General features: G+C 40.7%; 14 protein-coding genes. 8 read left to right on the forward strand and 6 right to left on the reverse strand.

All coding sequences use genetic code 11. The features are described from left to right. The first annotated feature begins 125 nt into the window (after positions 1–125). From N523_RS0106800 to N523_RS0106815, 4 genes are read left to right on the forward strand one after another with little or no spacing between them, the layout of a single operon-like run. Positions 126–1,490, forward strand: coding sequence for a COG3014 family protein (locus N523_RS0106800; protein WP_028835849.1), 1,365 nt, complete (start codon positions 126–128; stop codon positions 1,488–1,490). An 8-nt stretch (positions 1,491–1,498) separates the two neighbouring features. Beyond that, positions 1,499–1,924, forward strand: a complete 426-nt coding sequence (locus N523_RS0106805; protein WP_028835850.1) for a YcfL family protein — start codon at positions 1,499–1,501, stop codon at positions 1,922–1,924. A gap of 10 nt (positions 1,925–1,934) precedes the next feature. Beyond that, positions 1,935–2,552 carry a penicillin-binding protein activator LpoB gene (gene lpoB, locus N523_RS0106810; protein WP_442960091.1) on the forward strand — a complete coding sequence of 206 codons (618 nt, stop codon included), beginning with the start codon at positions 1,935–1,937 and terminating at the stop codon, positions 2,550–2,552. A 16-nt stretch (positions 2,553–2,568) separates the two neighbouring features. Next, the gene (locus tag N523_RS0106815; protein WP_028835852.1) at positions 2,569–3,036 is read left to right on the forward strand and encodes a glycine zipper 2TM domain-containing protein; all 468 of its coding nucleotides are present in this window, start codon (positions 2,569–2,571) and stop codon (positions 3,034–3,036) included. A gap of 97 nt (positions 3,037–3,133) precedes the next feature. On the opposite strand, the gene N523_RS0106820 is transcribed toward N523_RS0106815, so the two are convergent. Then, positions 3,134–3,580 carry a DUF4826 family protein gene (locus N523_RS0106820; protein WP_008110031.1) on the reverse strand — a complete coding sequence of 149 codons (447 nt, stop codon included), beginning with the start codon at positions 3,578–3,580 and terminating at the stop codon, positions 3,134–3,136. A gap of 119 nt (positions 3,581–3,699) precedes the next feature. Next, complete coding sequence (locus tag N523_RS0106825) at positions 3,700–5,094, reverse strand: M28 family peptidase (RefSeq protein ID WP_028835853.1); 1,395 nt, start codon at positions 5,092–5,094, stop codon at positions 3,700–3,702. A 280-nt stretch (positions 5,095–5,374) separates the two neighbouring features. On the opposite strand from N523_RS0106825, the gene N523_RS0106830 reads away from it, so the two are divergent. The 3 genes from N523_RS0106830 to yddG all read left to right on the forward strand — a co-directional run bounded on the left by N523_RS0106830 (position 5,375) and on the right by yddG (position 8,873). Continuing rightward, positions 5,375–5,830: a phosphate-starvation-inducible PsiE family protein gene (locus N523_RS0106830; RefSeq protein WP_013464778.1), complete on the forward strand. Its 456-nt coding sequence runs from the start codon at positions 5,375–5,377 to the stop codon at positions 5,828–5,830. Positions 5,831–5,940: 110 nt separating this feature from the next. Next, positions 5,941–7,788 (forward strand): ABC transporter ATP-binding protein, encoded by a 1,848-nt coding sequence (locus N523_RS0106835; protein ID WP_028835854.1) that lies wholly within the window; start codon positions 5,941–5,943, stop codon positions 7,786–7,788. Positions 7,789–7,970: 182 nt separating this feature from the next. Beyond that, positions 7,971–8,873 (forward strand): aromatic amino acid DMT transporter YddG, encoded by a 903-nt coding sequence (gene yddG / locus N523_RS0106840; RefSeq protein ID WP_028835855.1) that lies wholly within the window; start codon positions 7,971–7,973, stop codon positions 8,871–8,873. A 52-nt stretch (positions 8,874–8,925) separates the two neighbouring features. Here yddG and N523_RS0106845 read toward each other — a convergent pair whose 3' ends face one another. Beyond that, a complete protein-coding gene (locus N523_RS0106845; RefSeq protein WP_016899903.1) occupies positions 8,926–9,345 on the reverse strand; it encodes an MAPEG family protein in 420 nt (139 codons plus the stop codon). 279 nt (positions 9,346–9,624) lie between these two features. Between N523_RS0106845 and N523_RS0106850 the strand changes: the two genes are divergently transcribed. Beyond that, the gene (locus N523_RS0106850) at positions 9,625–10,791 is read left to right on the forward strand and encodes a DUF3103 family protein (RefSeq protein WP_028835856.1); all 1,167 of its coding nucleotides are present in this window, start codon (positions 9,625–9,627) and stop codon (positions 10,789–10,791) included. A gap of 306 nt (positions 10,792–11,097) precedes the next feature. Here the strand turns inward: N523_RS0106850 and N523_RS0106855 are convergent, their stop codons facing one another. From N523_RS0106855 to N523_RS0106865, 3 genes are read right to left on the reverse strand one after another with little or no spacing between them, the layout of a single operon-like run. Continuing rightward, on the reverse strand, positions 11,098–12,213 hold the full coding sequence (locus N523_RS0106855) for an ABC transporter permease (RefSeq protein WP_028835857.1): 1,116 nt from the start codon (positions 12,211–12,213) through the stop codon (positions 11,098–11,100). Between the two features lie 2 nt (positions 12,214–12,215). Next, on the reverse strand, positions 12,216–15,005 hold the full coding sequence (rbbA, locus tag N523_RS0106860) for a ribosome-associated ATPase/putative transporter RbbA (protein ID WP_036950976.1): 2,790 nt from the start codon (positions 15,003–15,005) through the stop codon (positions 12,216–12,218). Next, the gene (locus N523_RS0106865; protein ID WP_028835859.1) at positions 15,005–16,009 is read right to left on the reverse strand and encodes an HlyD family secretion protein; all 1,005 of its coding nucleotides are present in this window, start codon (positions 16,007–16,009) and stop codon (positions 15,005–15,007) included. Before N523_RS0106865 ends, rbbA begins: the two co-directional genes overlap by 1 nt. Positions 16,010–16,275 lie beyond the last annotated feature (266 nt).

A 16,275-nucleotide genomic window follows, 5' to 3' on the forward strand; every position in this document is an offset into this window, starting at 1 on the left:
TAAATGATAAAGTTTTTATTAAGGGTTTTTGTTCTATGTTTATACACTACGCTTTTTTACAATCTTTCACACTTGTATTTATTGGCAGTATGTTAACCTTACAGAATAAATAAGAAGGAGTGCGCGTGCGTCACATTTTAATTTTTAGTCTTTGCTTTATCGTAAGTGGTTGCAGCACCATTGGCTTTGACGATCTCTTTAATGATTACGCCACTAATACCACCCCTATTAGACAAGCCATTACGAATAATAATATTGAGAGTGCACGCTCCTTAATAAGCAAAAACAGCAAAACACACAGTAATTATTTACTGAGCCAATTAGAACAAGGCCGTATCGCGGATTTAGCCAACAACCCCGATAACGCACTAGTTCATTTTGAAACTGTCTATCAACAAATGCAATCTAAGCGCCAAGCTGCAAAAATACAAGTAAGTGCTGGGCTTGAGCAAAGTAATGCGCTGTTAACCAACGACTCAGCTATTGGTTATACACCGCCCGCCTACGAAATGAGTATGTTGCATAGCTACAAAGCGCTCAATTATGTTTATAAACATGATATTGAAAGCGCCTTAGTTGAAATACGCCGTGCTAATAAAGTACAAGTTGATGAACTATTAAATAATCAAAGCGAATTTGATAATGCGGTTGCCCAAGCACAGCAACACTATCCCGATATGGATAACTTAATTCGCTCGGTCAAAAATGGCTTTCAAAATGCGTACACGTTTTATTTATCAGGGTTACTATATGAAACGGCAAAGCAAGGTGATGATGCCTACATAGACTATAAAAAAGCGCTCGAAATACAACCTAACAATCCGTATTTACAACACGATGTACTGCGTCTTGCTAAGCAGCAAGGTTTTGCTGATGACTATAACCAATTTAAACGCCAGTTTGGTGAAGTTAACACCTTAGAAAAAAACCAAGGCGAAGTGGTTATATTATTCGAACAAGGCCTAATACCAAAACAACACGAATTTAAATTACGATTACCCATTTATACTTCACAGGGAGACGCCCGCTTTTATAGTCTCGCCATGCCCATTTATATAAATAATGCCTATGAAAGCACCGTTAACAACGTCAAAATTAATGACCACGTATTATCACTAAGCCCGCTAGTGCACTTAGAAGCACTGGCCGCTAAAACGTTAGAGCAGCAAGTTGCTGGGCGCGTATCGAGGCAAATATTGCGCTTAGTGGCGAAAGAAAAGCTGCGCGCTGAGCTTGCCCGCAGTGGCGGTGATGTGGGGAATATTTTAGCAAACTTATATAATCTTGCTTCTGAGCAAGCCGATACCCGCAGCTGGCTTACCTTACCCAATCAAATTAGTCTTGCCCGCAGTGCAGTGACTGCAGGCGAACATACCTTAAATGTTGGCTCACAACCGCCAATAAATTTTACCGTTAGTAAGCAAAGGTTAACGTTAATCTACCTAACCTCTGTTAATAACTATTTTAACTCCCATGTAGTGCAACTTTAGGAGCCATCATGAAATACATACTCCCCATTATTGCGTTGTTTATGCTTAGTGCATGTAGCAGCCGACCTGTAACCTCAGGCATTGGAGTTGAACAAACTACCAACGCCTACAAAGAGCAGCTCAATGTTAACAATCCACAGTTAGCAAAAAAGCTATTAATCAGTGATGTAAAAACTCGTCAAACAAATAACCTAACCGACGTGGTAGTCACCTTGGCAAGTACCTATAAAAAGTCACAATATTTACAGTATCAATTTAACTGGTTTGATAAAGATGGCTTTGTAATTAAAGGCAACCACTCGCCGTGGCAAGCCCTCACAATATTTGGCTTTGCTAAAACTCAGCTTGCAGGGCTCGCGCCTAGCCCTAATGCTGTTACTTTCTCTTTAGCTGTAAGAGAAGTGTCTACTGAAGCACAAGAATTTAAAGATTAAGGAAACCATGATGATCAATAAACAATTCAAATCACTCTCTGGCTATGCAATTTTAGGCTTAGCCGCACTCACACTAACAGGCTGTGCTAATAAAGCAGTCGTTAGTTATGGTGATGCCCAAGCCGTAGAAACCACAGATATAAACTTTGGCTCTACCGACCTACAAAAAGTAGCCTCGCAAATGACCGACTCACTGCTCAGTTCGCCAGTGGTTGGTACTATGACTGCCAATACACGCCCTGTGGTATTTGTTGAGCGTATTAAAAACAAGACCAGTGAACACATAGACACTGAGTCAATTACCGACTCAATTTCGACTCAATTACTTCGCAGTGGAAAATTTAGATTTGTTGATATGACCCGTGTAGAAGCGGTTCGTGAACAACTTACATTTCAAAATGAAGATGCACTGATCAATCCAAGCACTGCGGTGGCCTTTGGTAAACAAATTGGTGCGCAATATATGCTGTACGGTAACCTATCGAGCATTGTTAAATCCAATGCTGACAAAGCCGATGTGTACTACAAATTTACAATGCGCTTAATGGATATGCAAAGTGGCCTTATTGAATGGGCTGACGAAACTGAAATTCGTAAAACCCGTGAAAAATCTACCTTTGGTTGGTAACTAACAGGAGCGAACCATGAAAACGCTTAGCTTATTTTTATGCACTTTATTAATATTTAGTGCCCCCACTTTTGCCAAGTATGAACGCAATAAAGCCGTCCCCGTGCAGCAGGTGTTATTTGGTAAAGTTAAATCGGTGCGCACCATTAGTGAACAACAATTGGTTCACGATAAAAGTAACGGTTGGAAAACCTTTGGCGGTGCCCTATTAGGCGGTGTTATTGGTAACCAGTTTGGTGGTGGCAGCGGTCGCACGGTAGCGACTATTTTAGGATCAGTGATTGGTGGTAATGTTGCGCATAATCAGCAACAGACACAACGCTATGAAAACCTCCAATTAGTTGAACTACTTATACAAGTAGAAAGTGGTGAACAATTTATGGTGGTACAAGACAGCGATCCCGCTATGCGTTTTCACCGAGGTGATAATGTGCGTCTTATTTATTTAACTAATAACACAGTGCGCGTAGATAGCGCTTATTAGAGTCGTTTATGTTTCGAGCTTAATTATTAAAGTTCCAACAAAAAACCTAACTTAGGTCACTAAGTTAGGTTTTTTTACACGTATTCACTTTTACTTATTAAGCGGGTTCTTTTGCCCACAGCTGCTCGTTTTCATGCATTTCATATAAGCCATGAGCACGGTTTATCAGTAAATTTGCAAAATCAGCTTGGGTTTTATCTCGCGCACCCGCGGTAATAATTTGATCGGCCTTTAACTGCCACTGCAGTGAAAAATAACGCATAGCATCGCGTGCATCTTTTGCTGCAGACGCTTCTGCGTGATCGGTTGGTAAACGACCGGTGATCACCCAGTAGCTTTTACCGTTTTGCGCTTTAAATTTCCAAAGCGCACATAATGGCGCTAAAAAGCGACTTTCTTTTTCAAGCAATGTTTTGGGCATAATGCCTTTTTCAGCTAAATGTTTTTGCGCATTTTGAAAACATTCGCGCTGCCATTGAATTTCTTGTTGCTGAAGTTCAGCTTGCTGCTCTGGTGTTAATGGTTTTTGTTCTTGTTGCTGCATTTTAATAACCTTTTTACTTCTTTGTTTACACTTTAAGGGCATAACAAATAAGGCGCAAGCATAAATAGCGTGCTTAACACCTTATTCGCAGCTGTTTGCTGGGTTTTTAAGCAAACCGATTATTTTATGTTGTGATCAAACGACCCCACATCACCGGGGAACACCACTGGCGATTCAACACCCTGTTTATTCACGCTAGCAACGCCAAAATAGTAGTTATCAATAACCACATTTTTAAGCGTAAACTCGCTAACATTATCAACCCATTGGCTGTATTGCCATTGTGGCTCACTCGTATAGCGCCAGTAAATTTTGTAACCGGCAATATTTTTATCATCCGATGGTTGCCAAGAAAGTGTGGTACTGGCGCGTACGGCACCACTAATTTTCACTTCTTTCGGTGGCGCTGGTGCCCATGCCATTGACGCTAGGCTCACCGCATTCAATGACGTGAGTTTTGCGGCGTAATCAAAATCAACCCCATCAATGGTATCACCGTACACTATGCCATTTTCGGTGCGTAGGTCTTGATGTTGACGGTCGTAATGCTCGTTAGTTTCCATTATACGTACAGCCGCAAAGCCCGCATCATTAAATGGGCGATGATGCCCTCCTCGAGCAAATCGGTCGAGTCTGTATACCAGCATAGTGTCTAAATTTTCAATGTATTTATCGGCAATGGTGTCTATGTAACGCGCTAAATTACGACTCGCTGAGTCAACTTCGCCACCTGTAAAACGACGAGTACGTGCTTGCTCTTTGGTTTCAACCACTCGCGTCCCTTCAGAAAAAATACGTGCAGTGGTGTTATCGGTTACGCCATTAATACCGGTAATATTACCAATCATGTCGTTATTTAAAACACCATGAACCTGCCAATTATTTTTTTGCGCATAAGCGGTTAAAATTTTACCGCCAAATAAACCTTGCTCTTCACCTGAGAGCGCCGCGTAAACAACCGAGCCATTAAATGTATATTTCGATAAAACACGCGCTGCCTCAATAACACCGGCAACCCCTGAAGCATTATCGTTTGCACCTGGCGCATCGCTGGTAAAATCCATTACATCACTAACGCGCGAGTCTATATCACCCGACATCATCACCATACGATTAGGCTCAGTACTGCCGCGCTGAATCGCAATTATGTTAACCACTTCTACAGGGTTAGGAATACGCTTTTCTCCCGAAATGGTTTGTTTTACTTCTATTATTTCTAAGCAGCCACCACATTGTGCCGAAATCGCTTCAAATTCTTTTTTTATCCAACGCCTTGCCGCGCCAATACCACGTGTATCAGACTTAGTCTCTGATAGCGTATGTCGCGTACCAAAACCCACCAGCGTTTGAATATCACTCTCAATACGCTGCGCCGAAATTTCTTGTGCAATTTTATGCAATGATGCTTGTTGTGTAGACTCGCCAGCAAAGCTTGTAAGCGTTACAGAACTTAATGATGCCAACACACCATACTTTATAAGTCGATTAACTAACTTTAAACCTAAATAAGACATAGCGTTTTTATCCTCATAATGAATACCACCAACATGACAGCAGAAACCAATAACCGCAAACCTTTTGAGATAGACACTAAAAATCACACGCTTAATTACATATTATTAACACCTTGAATTTTACTTAGAATTTAACCCACACCAAACAAGTCCCCTGTTCAAGCACACTATTTTAATAAAAATAATCACTTATACTGTTTTGACCGTATATAGTGCTAAACATAATTAATCAGCTATCATTTTATAAAGGCTAATTTAATCAATAAGGTGCTGAAATAACATGAAGAAACACGAAGAATTACCAGAGGATCATGTTGATCCCCTGATGCAGTATTTACATCATGCTATTCGCTTTGCAATTAAAATACTGGCAGTGCTCATGGTGCTGGTTATTTTTTGGAGTATTGCTGATGTAGTGTATGTTTTATACATGCGGTTAAGTTCTCCGCCTTATTTTTTATTAAATATTGAAGACATTCTGCAAACCTTTGGTGCCTTTATGGTGGTGCTAATTGCGGTAGAAATATTTACTAATATCCGGTTATATTTGGGCTCTAGCTCGCTGCCCGTTGAACTGGTTATTGCTACCGCATTGATGGCTGTGGCGCGTAAAATTATTGTCCTCGATTTAAAATTAGTGACCTCAGAGCAAATTGTTGGCCTTGCGTTAGTTACCTTAGCACTTGGTATATCGTATTGGCTGGTAAAAAATAAAACCGGCCACACCAAGCTATAAACGGTTAACTCAACTTGAGTTAACCGACGCACACCTCATTCCCACTGCGCCTTTGTGTTTTACAATGGTATAGTGGGACATCTTTATAAATATTTAATTAAGCAGTTAATATGTATCGACTATTTGAACGGATGACTAAACCGTTCCCAGAGCGTTCTCCATCTCAGCCTCCTAAAACCCTTTTTGCATTTTGTCGTCACTACACCAAAGGCATGGAATTGTCGTTAGTGCTTATGTCGCTCAGTGCCGCATTACTCGCTATTTTAGAGGTGTCTTTATTTAGTTATATGGGCCAACTGGTTGACTGGCTTGGCGAATACACACCTGAAGAGCTGTTTTCGCAGCAACAATCCGCGTTAATAAAAATGGGGTTAATGCTTTTAGTCGTCATGCCTGTAGTGGTGTTTTTTAGATCAGCTATTTTACATCAATCGCTATTGGGCAATTACCCTATGTCGATTCGTTGGTTGGCACACCGTTATCTACTGCGTCAAAGTGTCAGCTTTTATCAAAACGAATTTGCTGGGCGTATCGCTACAAAAGTATTACAAACCTCATTAGCAGTACGTGAGTCAGTCACTAAGTTACTTGATGTACTTATGTACATTGCTGTTTATTTTGGCTCAATGGTGTTTTTAGTGGCCGCCTCAGACTGGCGTTTAATGTTGCCATTATTAGTGTGGTTAGCATTGTATATTTGCGTGCAAATTTACTTTGTACCCCGATTAAAAAGTATTGCCAGTTCACAAGCTGATGCACGCTCAGAAATGACCGGCCGTATCGTCGACAGCTACACAAATATTTCAACCATTAAATTGTTTTCCTATACTCAACGCGAAGAACAATACGCTAAACAAAGTATGGATGTATTTTTACAGCCTGTTTATAAACAAATGCGCTTGGTCACCAGCTTAAACGTGGTTATTCAAAGCTTAAACTATTTGTTAGTGTTTTCAGTGGCAGCAGTGTCTTTGTATTTATGGTCGTTAAGCGCCATTAGTGCAGGAGCGATTGCCGTGGCATTGAGTTTATCGTTAAGGCTCAATGGCATGGCCCAATGGATCATGTGGGAAATTAGCAGCTTGTTTGAAAACATTGGCACCGTGGCTGATGGCATGCGCACCCTTTCTAATCCTATTGCGGTTGATGACAAACCAGAAGCCGAAACGTTAAAGGTCACCCAAGGGGCAATCGACTTTAATAATGTACATTTTAATTACGGTAAAGCCGCGAATGAAAATAACCGTGGCCCCGTAATAAACGGATTAAACTTAAACATTAAACCCGGTGAAAAAATCGGCTTAGTGGGTCGCTCTGGCGCGGGTAAATCCACCTTAGTTAACTTGTTGCTGCGCTTTTACGACACCGACAAAGGCAATATCAGTATTGATGGCCAAAATATCACGGATGTAAGCCAAGAAAGCCTGCGCCGCTATATTGCTATGGTTACCCAAGATACCTCATTACTGCATCGTTCAGTAAAAGATAACATTTTATACGGCAGGCCTGATGCAACCGAAGCCGAAATGCTCGATGCCACTAAGCAAGCAAAAGCCCTTGATTTTATAACCGATTTAGAAGACAGCAAAGGCAATAAAGGTTTTGATGCGCAAGTAGGCGAACGAGGGGTCACTCTGTCAGGCGGTCAACGCCAACGTATTGCCATTGCACGCGTACTACTTAAAAACGCACCAATCCTCATACTTGATGAAGCCACCAGCGCTTTAGACTCTGAAGTTGAAGCGGCTATTCAAGCAAGCTTAGATGATTTAATGACAGGTAAAACAGTAATCGCCATTGCCCATCGATTATCGACCATTGCACAAATGGACAGACTCATCGTGCTTGATGAAGGCGGCGTTGTAGAGCAAGGCAGTCACGATGAATTAATTGCCCAAGGCGGCATTTACGCTGCTCTTTGGGCACATCAAACCGGCGGCTTTATTGGCGTTGAGTAATTAAACTAATTGAGGGCGGGCCATTATTATAGCCTGCTCTTGTTTACTAAAATTAAACTTATTATTTGATTTTAAAGCTATTTATAGTTATTTAGTCGAATTTTATAGTCTACCTCTTGCCCCACTGTTTTTAAAATGTCACATTCGCGGCTGACTTTTTATCATTCATCAAGCAATTCACCATGTCATTTTTAAGCAAACATAAATACACCCTCTATGGGGTGTTCGCTATTTTACTTTGGAGCAGTTTAACTGCCTTTATTCGTGATTTATCAGAATTATTCAGCCCAATTGGCGGTGCTGCTTTAATTTACAGCGTCAGTGCGATTTTTTTAATATTAGTCATGGGTGTACCAAGGCTAAGCAATTACCCAAAACGCTATTTAGTCTTTGGTGGCAGCTTATTTGTTATTTACGAAATGTGTTTAGCGTTATCCCTCGGCTTTGCAAATAGTCGCCAGCAAGCGTTAGAAATGGCAATTATTAACTACCTTTGGCCAGCGTTAACCATTTTATTTTCGATTATTATTAACCGCACTAAAGTAAGCGTATTAGTCTACCCGAGCATACTGATTGCGTTTTTAGGCGTTGCATGGTGTATTGCTGGCAACAGTGGTTTATCTATGGCTGTATTAACCGCTAATATTAGCGACAACCCATTACCCTACTCTATGGCGTTTGCAGCAGCGTTTATTTGGGCTGTGTATTGCAGTGTAACGGTTAAACTTAGCGAGGGTAAAAATGCCATTAATGTGTTTTTTGCAGCCACGGCAATTTCTTTATGGATAAGTTACGGACTGAGTAATGAACCCAGCTTTGAGTTTAACGTATATTCTAGTTTTACTTTATTGCTGGCAGGGGTGGTTATTGGTGGAGGTTACGCACTATGGAACCAAGCAATCATTGGCGGTGACCTAGTGTTTTTAGGCACCTTGTCTTACTTTATCCCTGTATTGTCTACGCTATTTGCCTCTATTTACTTATCACTATCGCTCACCAACGCATTTTGGCAAGGCGTAGTATTAGTTACATTAGGCTCATTAATGTGTTTTATTGTGACGCGAAAAACAAAGCCAGCCCAATAAAATAAGTAAGCGAAAAGCTAGGGACTGTCTGCTTTTCGCTTTAATCATTTAATTAGCTTGCTAATCGCAGTCCTAACAGCACTAACATCACAATGTTTGCAATCACACCAATCAAAAAGAAGTAACTACGCGGGCTGGGGTTTTTCTCGGTGGCAATGGCGTAATACAGTGCCATATGAATTAAACGTGCAGTAACATAAATCCAAATACAGATTGCAAAAACCGAACTGTGGTAATTAATCACAAAGGCAAATAAAACCGTTCCTATAAATAACGCACTGTTTTCTAATGTGTTATGAAAGGTGCGATGCGCTCTAAATATAAAACTCTCATGAGATAGGTCTTTATCAATTTTTCCTGGTACAGCCCCAGGCTGTTTGGCTTTACTAAACGTTGCCACTGCCCACTGAACTAACATCATAATTAAATATAAATAAAATGCTATAAACGCTGAATGTGCTATATCGGTCATTGTTTAATCCTTTGTGTTGTTATTAGAGTAGTAGTTACAGCAACTATCAAGCCAAAGATAAGCCACTGATGTATATAGTAATTACTTTTTAGTAAAATAATTTTTTGTAATAGATTCATTCTTTATATAAAACTTACTCTATCACAGCGTCTTGGTATTTTTTTAGAGTCTGAGCGCAACTTAAAACCAGTACTAATTGCGTATTTTATAATTTTTATTTGAGTATTTATTCTAAGTGTTGTTTTATAGTGTTACTGATAACGGAACGGTAAAATGAATATGATGAATAAAATAACCAAATGCTTGGTAACCTTAGCGCTATTGAACTGTGTATCAGCGCCCGCTTTTTCAGCTCAATATGAAATCGAAAAAGGTGAAAACTTGGCTAAGTTGGCGCAATACAAAGACGTAGCCACCATTAAACGCAATTTCGCAAAACAAATAGCGCTTAATTACAGTGTATTAAACGCTGATCTTAAACAAACGCTAAGCCAATATAAACTGGTTTTGAATGCGGATCAGCTACCGTCTTTAGGTATGCACACACAACAAAATACTCGTTTAGCAAACAACGCGTTACAACAACTGAAAGGTTTACCACAAAACACAGGTAGTTTGTTACAAGTGCGTTTGGCAAGCGATAAAATGCTTAGCGCTTGGCAGCAAGGCGAACGCCCTTTATTTGCATTTGCACCCGCTGGTGACGATACGCAATGGAGCGAGATTGAAGCGTTCGATCAGTATGGTGACATTCATTATCTTAGTGTTGACCAAATGCCGACCCAACCTGTCTTTATTGTCGAATTAGATCAACAAAAAGTACAAGATGCGGGTATTGCAGTAATGAGAGGAATTTTATCTGCTAACAAATTAAGTAAAAGCACGGTTAGTCCAAAAAACCAGTTAAGCAATGAACAACCTCTGCAAACCAGTGTATTGAAAAAAATACGCTTAGAAGATGACAAAGAACCTTGGATCTCAGGTGGTGCTGAAATTTATGCCATTGTAACGGGTATCGACCCCACCCGAGATGAACCAATATTAGATATCGTTGATTTACCTTATTTAGATTATGACAAAACCGATTACAGCCCTAATCAGGTGCTAATTCATTGGCAGCGTTATCGTTGGCAGGCGGTTGATTTACTCTTAATGGAACAAGATGACAACACCAACTATAAAACTCTAGCAATAAAATTATTAGAAATATCAGAGCAAGTAATGGCGAGCATTCCTGATTTACAAGCGCAAGGTTATGCCATTATTCCTAAGCTGACCAATGAACTACTTAAAGCAATGCCGGATGAATGGTTTACTAATAATGACGATTATGTTGATGTTTTTTACACGCTGTTTGAAAACAAAGACTATCAAGAATATAAAGGAGCAAGCAGTAATGCGACCATTACGCTATCTCCTTTAGAAATTAACCCAAGACTAAACTAAGTCATCCCCATTCGCTTAATTATTATTGCGGATGGTATCACTCCCCCATACTTCAATAGCCACCCATTAGCGCTTTAACGTTAACGGGTGGCTTTATCACAGCCACTTTTTTGAAAACACGCGTTATATTTAATACCAATCTGCTTGGATATGGGATCTATTTTAACGATAAGAAAATTGCTCTATAACTAGGCAAAATTTTTGATATCTATTTGTTCTAAATGAAAAATTTTTAACAACGTTATAGGGTGATTTAATTCGTTAAATTGTTCAAATATTTATGCAGGTTGGTATATTACCCTAACCTTACGCCACTGATTTACGAAAGCGCATTAATGCAACAATAAAAAACACACTGCCAATAACAGTTAATGCTAAAAAGTAAGGCCAAACTACATCCCACCCTGCTCCTCGGTATAAAATTGCTTGAGCAAATTTTACAAAATGCGTTGTTGGCGCCAATAACATAATATTTTGCACTACCTCAGGCATACTTTCACGCGGCGTAACACCGCCAGAGAGCATTTGTAATGGTAATAAAATTAAGATCATCAGTAACCCGAGTTGCGGCATGGTGCGCGCCTGTGTGCCTAACAATATACCCAGCGATGTGGTCGCAAATAAATGAATAGCAACGCCAAATAAAAATAAGCCTGGCGAGCCATGAACAGGCACTTGTAACAAACCTTCGATCACAAGAAATAATGAAAACGCAGTTAGTAATAAAATCACTAACCCATTGGCCCAAATTTTCGCCATCACTATTTCAAAGGGGCTTAATGGCATCACTAATAAATGCTCTAATGTGCCGTGTTCGCGTTCACGGATCACCGCGGCGCCAGTTAAAATAATCGAAATCATTGTGATCACGTTCATCAATTCCATTACGCTACCAAACCATACGCTTGTCATGTTTGGATTAAACATAATGTGCGCCGATTGCTTTATTGGCAGTGAATAAACGGTTCGATAACCTTGCACAAACTCATTTACTTCACCGTTAATAATAGTTTGAATATAGTTATCACCAATAAATGCTTGCGACATACGCGTAGCATCTATATTTACTTGAATCGTAGGTTGCTTAGCTGCAAGTACATCACGCTCAAAATAAGGCGGGATATTAAGCACAAAAGTATAACGGCCATTATCCATAGCTGAGTCAACATCGCTCAATGAAATACTGTCTGGCGTTTTGAAGTAAGGCTCATAAAAGGCATTAATAATACGCTTGGATAATTGCGATTGGTCGTGATCAACAACTGCAATTGGTGCATTATTTAACTCTATCGACGTGGCTGAAGCCACTACATAAATCAGCCCAGTAAAAGCAAAAAAAACAAATAGCAGTAAAACCTTATCACGCCATAAACTACGCAACTCTTTAATACCTAAATTAATAATGTTTCCGCGACGTTGCATGGCTATTTGTCCTGCTTTGGAAGTAAAAATACACTGGCCAGAGTCAGCACGGGTATAAAAGCGAATAAAGGCAGTAGCTGGGCTGATAAATCAGAAAAATTAAGCGCTTTATTAAAGACCCCCCGACACGCCTCTAAAAAGTAGGTGGTCGGAAACAGTTTGCCAATAATCGCCCCAAACCCTTCCAAGGAAGAAACAGGGTCAATTAGCCCACAAAAGTTAACGGCAATCATTAACACCACCACCGTAGTGGCTGCCAGTGCTGAAATTTGTGTTTTTGTAAAAGCCGAAATTAACAGCCCCACTCCGGTAGTCGCTGTAACGTATAATAATGCAGCCAAACTAAGCGCCCAAAAGCTGCCTTTTAGCGCCACACCAAACACAGTAATAGCAAGTGCAACTAAGCCAAAAAAGCTAATCATACTCACTAAAATGTAAGGCAGCTGTTTGCCAATAATAAATTCCAGCCGATTAACCGGTGTTACATATAAGTTTATGATTGAACCCAACTCTTTTTCGCGCACTACGCCAAGCGCCATCAATATTGCAGGAATAAATACCAATAGTAGTGGAATAACCGCCGGCACCATGGCCTCAATGCTTTTAAAATCTTGGTTATAACGATAGCGAGATTCAATATTAGCTGGCACTAAGTTTGGTACTTGTGCATAAGTGCGCAAAGATAAGTTGGTTAAATAGCTGTAATACACGCCGCTCATATAACCATTAATCGTTTCTGCCCTAAACGGCATAGAACCATCAATCCACACTACAATTTCAGGTTTACGGCCGCGTTTAAATTGCTGAGCAAAGTTAGGTGGAATTTCAACGGCCACGCTTAACTCACCACTGCGCATTCGTTTATCAAGTTCTTGCGGGCTTTTAATATCTGCTTTTTGAATAAAGTAACGCGAACCTGCCATATTTTGAATGTAGTTGCGGCTCTCGGGTGATTGGTCTTGATCTAGTACCGCAAAGCTTAAATCTTCAACATCAAATGTAATGCCATAACCTAAAATAAACAGCAAAATTATCGAGCCCAGCAAAGCAAACGTTAGGCGAATAGGATCGCGCCATAACTCTAGCGTTTCGCGATGCGCATAACCAAATAACCGCAACAAACTAAATGCGGGGTTAATGTTATTTTTACGAGTAGCCGGCGCTTTAGCCAATGCTTTGGGTTTATCCGTTATCGATGCTTGTATCGCCGAGCTTGCTCCCGCTGCATTTACCGCCTCTTCTAAATATTCAATAAAGGCAGCTTCTAGTGTGTCGGTATTACGCGCTTGGCACAGTGCAGCTGGCGTATCGCTGGCAAGTATTTTACCTGCATGCATTAACGAAATTCTATCGCAACGTGCCGCTTCATCCATAAAGTGAGTCGAAATAAAAATAGTCACGCCTTGTTCGCGCGAAAGCTCTATGAGTAGCTGCCAAAAGTCATCCCTTGCAACGGGGTCTACCCCCGATGTGGGCTCATCAAGTATGAGCATTTCAGGGCTATGTACTACCGCAACAGCAAGCGATAAACGCTGGCGAATACCTAGGGGCAAATCGGTAGGAAAATCGTCACTGTATTTTTTAAGGTTAAACCGAGTAATTAAATCTTTAACGCGCGGCTCTATTTTCTCTGCAGGTAAGTGAAATAAACGCGCATGCAATACCAAGTTTTGCTTCACTGTAAGCTCGTTATAAAGCGAAAACGCTTGTGACATAAAACCAACGCGCTTGCGGCTTTCTATGTTATTGGCATCGACCTTTTCACCAAACAATTTTGCTTCGCCACTGGTTGCCGGTTGTAACCCCGTAAGCATTTTCATTGTGGTGGTTTTTCCACAGCCATTTGAGCCTAAAAAGCCAAAAATTTCACCTTGTTCAATACTCAAGCTCACCTTGTTAACGGCGGTAAAATCGCCAAATGTTTTACATAATCCATTTGCTTCTATAGCGAACTGAGTTGTGTTTAAGTCTTGTTTACGAGGTGGCACAACTAACCGCTGATGATCATGGCGTTTTTCTTCAGGAAGTAATGCTATAAAGGCTTCATCAAGCGAATCTTTATTAGTTTGCGCTTTCAGGTTTTGTGGGCTGCCCGTACCGATTACTTTTCCATCGTCCATAGCAACTAGCCAATCAAAATCATCGGCTTCTTCCATGTAGGCGGTCGCAACCAGTACGCTCATTTGTGTATTTTCAGCGCGAATACTGTTTATTAATTGCCAAAATTGACGACGCGATAGCGGATCAACTCCGGTAGTTGGCTCATCTAAAATTAATAATTGAGGGTCATGGATCAGTGCGCAGCACAAACCGAGTTTTTGTTTCATCCCACCAGAGAGCTTTTCTGCGGGGCGATCGGCAAATGCCTCTAAGCCTGTACTTTTTAAAAGGTTATTAATTCGTTGTTTTCGCTCGGCTTGATTTTGAGAAAATAGACGACCAAAAAAATCTATATTTTCAAACACAGAAAGTGTTGGGTACACATTTTTGCCAAGCCCTTGAGGCATGTAAGCAATGCGTGGCGACACCGTATTACGAAAACCACTGCTGCGCATATTGCCGTTTAATACCTCAACCTCCCCCTCTTGAATCGCCCTTGCCCCCGCTATAAGTGCCAGCAAGCTTGATTTTCCTACGCCATCAGGGCCTATAAACCCGACCATTTTCCCGCCAGGTAATGAAATACTAATGTTGTCCAGCACGCGATTATTAGCATAGCGATGGCTCACCTTAGTAAGCGTAACCACACTTTCACGTGGTGGCTGTTGAATGTTTTTATCGTCGTTATCCATTATTCAGGTACTCGTACCTGTAATGACGTAGGCCAATTTTTTTCAGGCGCTAACAACACATAAGCAAGCCCTGGCACCCCTGTTTTTACTTGTTTGATATGATCTTTTAATAACTGCGAGTCGAGCTTTACCTTAACTCTAAACATCAGTTTATCGCGCTCGTTTCGGGTTTCTACCGATTTAGGGGTAAATTGCGCCTGTGCAGATACAAACGTCACTTTAGCCGGCAATGTATACTCGGCAACAGCATCAATAACAATGCGCGCTTGTGAGCCTATTGTTACCTTGCTCGCTTGCGCTGTTGGTAAATATATACTCATATAAACATCGGTTAAATCCAATAACGATAAAACCTTACCACCACTACCAAGCACTTCGCCAGGCTCAGCTAATCGATACAATATGCGACCATTGATTGGTGCTGTGAGCGTGCTGTCGGCTATGTTGCTTTGTAATCGCTCAATACGTGCCTGCGCTGCTTCTATTTCAGCATCCGACTGCACAACTTTTACGTTTGCCGCGGTTAAAGCTGCTTGGGCAATAGCAGAGGTGGTTCGTTGTTGATCTACCACTTCTTTTGAAATATGGCCTTTTTCCAATAATTTTGCAGAGCGGCGCAATTCAGTTTGTGCAAAATTAAGCTCACTTTTATGCTGCTCTACAATCGCTAATGCGTATTTACGAGACTCATTAGCAACACGAAGCCCCGCCTGAGCTTCACGTAACTGTGCATTTAAATCATCAGTATCAATAACCGCTAACGTTTGACCCGCTTTGACCATATCGCCTTCTTGCACCATAACGTCAACTAAGCGGCCCGGTAATTTTGTAGCAATATCGTACTCAGTCGCTTCAATTCGCCCATTTCCATAGGCAACACTGTCAGGGAGTTGTTCAGCAAATGATGTAGGTTGCAAGGTTTGCCAAGCATACCAGCCAGCCCCCCACACAATGATCAATACAGCGAGCTTACTCAAAGATTTGAACGTTGATTTAATTGTCATGTGCTAAAACTCCATGTATGTATAAAGTAATGTAAGTGAGGGTAGTCAAGGTAAAAATTTTTAGGATACAGCACGCTATTTGTTATATAAAAGCAACCCTGCTTTGTAAGTACAACAAGGGTAGTTGTAATAAGCGATTTAAACGAACTTAAAAATCCATCGTCACTAATTTACCACTCTCACCGTTAATAAAGATGATGTGGATCAATATAAATTAGAGTTAATGCACTAATTATTAGTGATTTTTTAAAACAGCAGGATAAAAG

The sequence above is a fragment of the Pseudoalteromonas sp. 23_GOM-1509m genome, assembly GCF_000518425.1.
Lineage (GTDB): Bacteria > Pseudomonadota > Gammaproteobacteria > Enterobacterales > Alteromonadaceae > Pseudoalteromonas > Pseudoalteromonas tetraodonis.

What these genes read in the sequence shown, in the direction of transcription:
- N523_RS0106805 (WP_028835850.1), top strand. Translation starts at nt 1,499, where the DNA reads ATGAAATACATACTCCCCATTATTGCGTTGTTTATGCTTAGTGCATGT.
- lpoB (WP_442960091.1), top strand. Translation starts at nt 1,935, where the DNA reads ATGATCAATAAACAATTCAAATCACTCTCTGGCTATGCAATTTTAGGC.
- N523_RS0106815 (WP_028835852.1), top strand. Translation starts at nt 2,569, where the DNA reads ATGAAAACGCTTAGCTTATTTTTATGCACTTTATTAATATTTAGTGCC.
- N523_RS0106820 (WP_008110031.1), bottom strand. Translation starts at nt 3,580, where the DNA reads ATGCAGCAACAAGAACAAAAACCATTAACACCAGAGCAGCAAGCTGAA.
- N523_RS0106825 (WP_028835853.1), bottom strand. Translation starts at nt 5,094, where the DNA reads ATGTCTTATTTAGGTTTAAAGTTAGTTAATCGACTTATAAAGTATGGT.
- N523_RS0106830 (WP_013464778.1), top strand. Translation starts at nt 5,375, where the DNA reads ATGAAGAAACACGAAGAATTACCAGAGGATCATGTTGATCCCCTGATG.
- N523_RS0106835 (WP_028835854.1), top strand. Translation starts at nt 5,941, where the DNA reads ATGTATCGACTATTTGAACGGATGACTAAACCGTTCCCAGAGCGTTCT.
- yddG (WP_028835855.1), top strand. Translation starts at nt 7,971, where the DNA reads ATGTCATTTTTAAGCAAACATAAATACACCCTCTATGGGGTGTTCGCT.
- N523_RS0106845 (WP_016899903.1), bottom strand. Translation starts at nt 9,345, where the DNA reads ATGACCGATATAGCACATTCAGCGTTTATAGCATTTTATTTATATTTA.
- N523_RS0106850 (WP_028835856.1), top strand. Translation starts at nt 9,625, where the DNA reads ATGATGAATAAAATAACCAAATGCTTGGTAACCTTAGCGCTATTGAAC.
- N523_RS0106855 (WP_028835857.1), bottom strand. Translation starts at nt 12,213, where the DNA reads ATGCAACGTCGCGGAAACATTATTAATTTAGGTATTAAAGAGTTGCGT.
- rbbA (WP_036950976.1), bottom strand. Translation starts at nt 15,005, where the DNA reads ATGGATAACGACGATAAAAACATTCAACAGCCACCACGTGAAAGTGTG.
- N523_RS0106865 (WP_028835859.1), bottom strand. Translation starts at nt 16,009, where the DNA reads ATGACAATTAAATCAACGTTCAAATCTTTGAGTAAGCTCGCTGTATTG.